Annotated in this window: 3 protein-coding genes; 2 read left to right on the forward strand and 1 reads right to left on the reverse strand. The window is 65.1% G+C overall.

All coding sequences use genetic code 11. The features are described 5' to 3' along the window. Window positions 1–94 precede the first annotated feature (94 nt). Window positions 95–2,497 (reverse strand): ricin-type beta-trefoil lectin domain protein, encoded by a 2,403-nt coding sequence (locus ACFWGJ_RS41375; protein WP_387334118.1) that lies wholly within the window; start codon window positions 2,495–2,497, stop codon window positions 95–97. Window positions 2,498–3,030: 533 nt separating this feature from the next. Here ACFWGJ_RS41375 and ACFWGJ_RS41380 point away from each other — a divergent pair. Then, entirely contained in the window at window positions 3,031–3,186 is a 156-nt protein-coding gene (locus tag ACFWGJ_RS41380; protein WP_107016990.1) for a hypothetical protein, read from the forward strand. Between the two features lie 687 nt (window positions 3,187–3,873). Beyond that, window positions 3,874–5,340, forward strand: coding sequence for a non-reducing end alpha-L-arabinofuranosidase family hydrolase (locus ACFWGJ_RS41385; RefSeq protein WP_387334119.1), 1,467 nt, complete (start codon window positions 3,874–3,876; stop codon window positions 5,338–5,340). Window positions 5,341–5,398: the final 58 nt, after the last annotated feature.

Consider the following 5,398-nt stretch of genomic DNA (forward strand, 5'->3'; position numbering starts at 1 on the left):
GCGCTGTGGAACTGTCACCTTCCGATGGGACCTGGGGTGGGATCTCTGGGATCCGGTGGGGACCTCTACGATCCGGTGGGACCTCTACGAACCTCTATGAAATGACCCACTTCTGGCTCTGCTGGCTCCCACATGTCCACAGATGGACTGCGGTGCCGTCAGCCGATGCGCCGCCGGTGACGTCCAGGCATTTGCCCGACTGCGGATTGCGTAGCGTGCCGTTGGACTGTGGTTGCCAGATCTGGGCCGCGGTGCCGTTGCAGGTGTAAAGCTGCACCTTCGTGCCGTCGGCCGTGCCCGAGTTGTCGATGTCCAGGCATTTGCCCAGCGCGCGAACAGCGCCGGTGCCGAGCACGGACCACTCCTGGGCTGCGGTGCTGTTGCAGGTCCACAACTGGACCTTCGTACCGTCGGCCGTGTTGGCGTTGTCCACGTCCAGGCACTTGCTGAGGCCCTTCACCTCTCCGGTGCGGGACGGGGTGCCGGGGAGCTGGTTGAGGGTGTACCAGGCCTCGGTGCTCCACAGCTGCTTGCCATCCGCCGAGCTGAAGGGGCGGGCCGAGCGGACGTGGACCACCCGGTTGGGCTTGAGGCCGGGGATGGCCAGGGTGACTGTCTTGCGGTCGCTGGAGAGGGTCGCCGACTGCACGGTCAGCGTCTCCTCGTCGACCTTGGGGCCGCCGTAGTCGACCCTGGGTACGTAGCGCCACTGCTTGACCTTGTAGCGCGCGGCCAGCCCGGCGGCGGTCTCGTTCGACAGGGGCTGGGTGTATTCAAGGGCGAAGCCGCCGTTGACGGCACGCATCTGGCGGATGTCGAAGGCTCCGGTGCCGGACGGTGTCAGCTTCTGCAGGCCGAACTTGAGTTTGCCTTCCTGGCCCCAGTTGCCGTCCGCTCCGAGGCCGCCGATGTAGAGGGCGCCGTCGGGGCCGACACTGATCCGGTTGACACCGACTTCCAGGCCCTGGGTGAGGCGGAACACGGCCCCCTGGTACTCGTCGTTGACCTTCTCCAGGTAGCCGCGCTGGATGCCGCCGTAGGTCACGTCGCCGAACAGCATCTGGCCGGCGAACGGCCCGTCGCTCAACTGCAGCGGCGTGCTGGGGGAGTTGGCTATCTCGTTCTGGGGGAGCCACAGGACCGGCTTGGTCACGTTCTTCGAGTCGAAGGGGCCCGCCGGGTTGGTGTAGTGGTTGAAGAAGCGGTCCTGTTTGACCTGGACCAGCTTCGACGAGGGCAGCCAGCCGCCCTGGTTGTCGGTGACGAAGATGTCACCCTCGGGACCCCACCCGATGCCGTTGGGGGTGCGCAGCCCACCGGCAACGTAACTGACAGCTCCCGTAGCCTTGTTGACCTTGATCGTGCTGCCACGGTTCGCTGCGGGCTGCGGATTCGTCGTCGCTCCGCCGTAGTTGATGGACACGGACAGGTTCAGGTAGAAGAACCCGTCCTTGTAGAGCAGGCCGAACGCGAACTCGTGGAAGTTGCCGCCGTAGGGCCAGGTGGCGACCCGCCGGTAGGTGTCGGTGACCTCGTCGCCGTTGGTGTCGTTGAGTTCGGTCAGTTCGTGCTTCTGGGACACGTACAGCTTGCCGTCCACGTACTTGATGCCCATGGGCTCCTTGAGCCCCGAGGCCACCTTCTTGTACGTCACCTTGTCCGGTCCGGTGTTTCCGGTGACGTTGCTCAGCAGGTAGACCTCGCCGGTGGTGTTCTCCGAGCCGCCCCAGGTGGTCACGGCGAGTCTGCCGTCGGGAAGCCAGTCCATGGCGGAGACCTGCGGTTCGAACCCGGAGGGCCGCAGGTTGGTCAGGGTGTAGTTCGGGTGCACGCCGGTCAGGGGCAGGCCGTCACCCGGTGAATCACCGGCCAGTTCGCACTCCTTGCGTCCCGGAGCCGTGACCCGGACGACGTCGGCGTCCGTGCTGAGCACCGAGTTGGGTACGACGCTGAAGCCGGTGGCGGAGGGTGGCTTCCAGGCGAGCGTGACCTGCTGCCCGCCGTCCTTCTCGAAGTGGTCGATACGGATCGAGTGGTATCCGGCGGTCAGGACAACGTTGCCGTCCTTCGGATCGGCGCCGTGCAACCCGTCGTGGCTGATGACGAGTTGGTCGTCGATGAGGAGCCGCGAGCCGTCGTCGGTGGTGAGCCGGAAGGTGTACGTCCCTGCGGTGGGGACGTTCAGGTTGGCGATCGTCTGCGAGACGAAGTTGGCGCTGAAGCCGAAGTCCGCGTCGGAGGACCAGTCGATCACCGGCATCAGCTTGTCGACGTTCGGTGTCTGGCCGGGCTTGAGTTCACAGAGCTTCTCAAGCGGCACCTGCATGTCGAAGACACGCAGGGTGACTCCAGGCTCCTGCGGAGGAAGAGCGTTGGCGGAGCGGTCGGTCGGGGCGGCCGAGCCCGTCGGGGTGGACAGCCCGAGTGCCAGAAGCGAGGTGACGATGGTCGTGGCCAGGCGTCTGCCGAGTCGCCCGGATAACAGCCGTGGATACACGTGGCCTCCTGTTCGCTCCCCGGCATGGGGGAACACAGATGGACGAGTGAGAAAATCCACCGCTGCCGGTGCGCGCCGTCGCACCGGATACGGAGAGTGGCGTACGGGACGTGAGAGATCTCGTGCCGTCGCGACGGACACAGTAGGGACTTTCTCTGAACTCGTCCATACTCTGTCCTCTCGGAGGCCAAAGTTTTCCCACGGCGCTTCGGAGAGGGACCATCTTCCACTGCGCCGAAACCCTCACTTGAGTCAGCTCGCGTTGCACGTCTCTCCGCTCTCGTCACCGCGGGGTGCGTCCATGCCCACGTGCCCAGCGTGAGTTGCAGGTTGCAGGGATCGGCCGCTTGGCCAGCCGCTCACTGTTGAACTGTCGGGGAGGTGCGTGGATGTCGTGTCGCCGGGCACTAGGGCTAACGCACCGAGGTCCTGGTGCAGTTCGGGGCCAGGGCCTACCAACCGAGTGGACTCTGGGCCGTTGCGAAGCGCATACGCACACGCGCCTGAGCCGGACCTGACGACAGGAGCTTCAAATGATCATCCTTGGGCTTATTCTGCTGCTCATCGGCCTGCTTGTCGGCATGGGGCTGCTCACCACCATCGGCGGCATCCTCATCCTGGTGGGTGTCATCCTGTGGGTCCTGGGCGCGTCCGGCCGCGCGGTCGGTGGACGCAAGCACTTCTTCTGAGGGCAGGGTGTTCGTCCAGCTATACCCGCGGCATGCCGTAAAGACGTCCGTGGCCGAGGGTGGCCCTGGTCAGCTTGAGCTGGCGGCCACCCTCCAGGCATTCCCGGCTTTGGCTGAGAGCAACTGCTTAGTTGGCGTGGAATTTCCATGTCGACGCAGGCGCGAACCCGATCCAGTCGACCTGGATGGGGGATCTGGTGCACCTCACGGGGTCGGGTAAGGGCCTGTGGCAGCTGCGGACCGGAACCGGTGCCGCTTCAGCTATCGCACCGTGAGAAAGTTTCCTCATAACCTCCGAAACATTCGATTGCTTGTCGAGCTGGACAGGCGGGCTCGCGATGTCGCCATCGGCGGGCACCACGAGGCCCGGGCCGAGACGGGGATCGGTGTGCGAATGCCTCGCGCAGACCTCCCACTTCCGCCCAAGTTCCCCTGATCGAAAGGTCGGTTCGCCTATTCGCCGGAGTGCTTCCGGCCTCCGGGGTTGCTCGCCAAGTCCTTCGCGGCGAAGGACCGTTTGTGGACATGTGCGTGACAAGCCTTGACCGTTGGGCCGCGCGTTCCTAGCTTGTGGCATCGAAGGATCCGGGAAATCATCGAATGTTTCGACACTCTTCCGGGTCCCCTTGCAGGGCCGCTCCTCGGCTCATCCGCGTCGCCTCGCCCCACCCTCAAGGAGGCTCCCTGATGTGGTTCCGCCGTCCGTCCCCGGTTCGTCCCAGACGCTTGCTCGCCGTGCTCTCACCCCTGCTGCTCGTGGCCGCCTTCCTCGGCGCCCAGCCCGCCGACGCGGCAACCGTAGACCCCAACGCCTCGTATGTGCTGGTCAACCGCAACAGCGGTAAGGCCCTGGACGTCTACAACATGGCGACCACCGACGGAGCCCGCATCACGCAGTGGAGTAGAAACGATCAGAGTCAGCAGCAGTGGCAGTTCGTCGAGTCCGGAGACGGCTACTACCGCATCAAGTCCCGCCATTCCGGCAAGGTGCTCGACCTCTACAACTGGTCCACCGCGAACGGCGGTTCCATCGTCCAGTGGACCGACCTGAACAGCGCCAACCAGCAGTGGCGACTGGCCGACAGTTCGGACGGCTACGTGAGGCTCATCTCGCGCCACAGCAACAAGGCTCTCGAAGTGCAAGGCGCCTCCACCGCCGACAGCGCGAACATCGTCCAGTACGACGATTGGGGCGGCACCAACCAGCAGTGGCAACTCGTCAAAGTCGGCGCCGATACCCCCGGCCAGTGCGACCTGCCGTCTACATACCGCTGGACATCGACGGGCGCGTTGGCGCAGCCCAGGTCCGGGTGGGTCTCCCTCAAGGACTTCACCGTCGCCCCCTACAACGGGCGGCAACTCGTCTATGCGACGACGCACGACACGGGGACGACCTGGGGCTCGATGAACTTCGGCCTGTTCACCAATTGGTCGGAGATGGCCTCGGCCGGCCAGAACGCGATGTCGTCCCCCACCGTCGCGCCCACGCTCTTCTATTTCGCGCCGAAGAACGTGTGGGTACTCGCTTACCAGTGGGGCGGCACCGCCTTCTCGTACCGGACGTCGAGCGACCCCACCAACCCGAATGGCTGGTCATCTGCGCAGGTGCTCTTCTCCGGAAGCATCTCCGGCTCCGGAACGGGGCCCATCGACCAGACGCTCATCGGTGACGGGACCAATATGTACCTGTTCTTCGCCGGCGACAACGGCAAGATCTACCGCGCCGGTATGCCGATCGGGAACTTCCCCGGCAGCTTCGGTACGACTTCCACAGTGGTCATGAGTGATACGACGAACAACCTGTTCGAAGCTCCCCAGGTCTACAAGCTCCAGGGCCAGAACCGCTACCTGATGATCGTTGAGGCGATCGGCGGGCAGGGCCGCTACTTCCGCTCCTTCACGGCCACCAGCCTGAACGGCACGTGGACACCCCAAGCCGCGACCGAGAGCAACCCCTTCGCCGGCAAAGCCAACAGCGGCGCCACCTGGACCAACGACATCAGCCACGGCGAGCTGCTCCGCACCAGCTCCGACCAGACCATGACCGTCGATGCCTGCAATCTGCAGTTTCTCTACCAGGGCCGCAGCCCCAACTCCGGCGGCGACTACGGCCTCCTGCCCTACCGTCCAGGTCTGCTGACACTGCAGCGCTGACGACATGGCACGAGTCCGGCTACGGTGCCGGAGCCGGCGGGGCGGGCTCGCAAGGCCG

It is taken from the genome of Streptomyces sp. NPDC060205, from assembly GCF_042728395.1.
Lineage (GTDB): Bacteria > Actinomycetota > Actinomycetes > Streptomycetales > Streptomycetaceae > Streptomyces.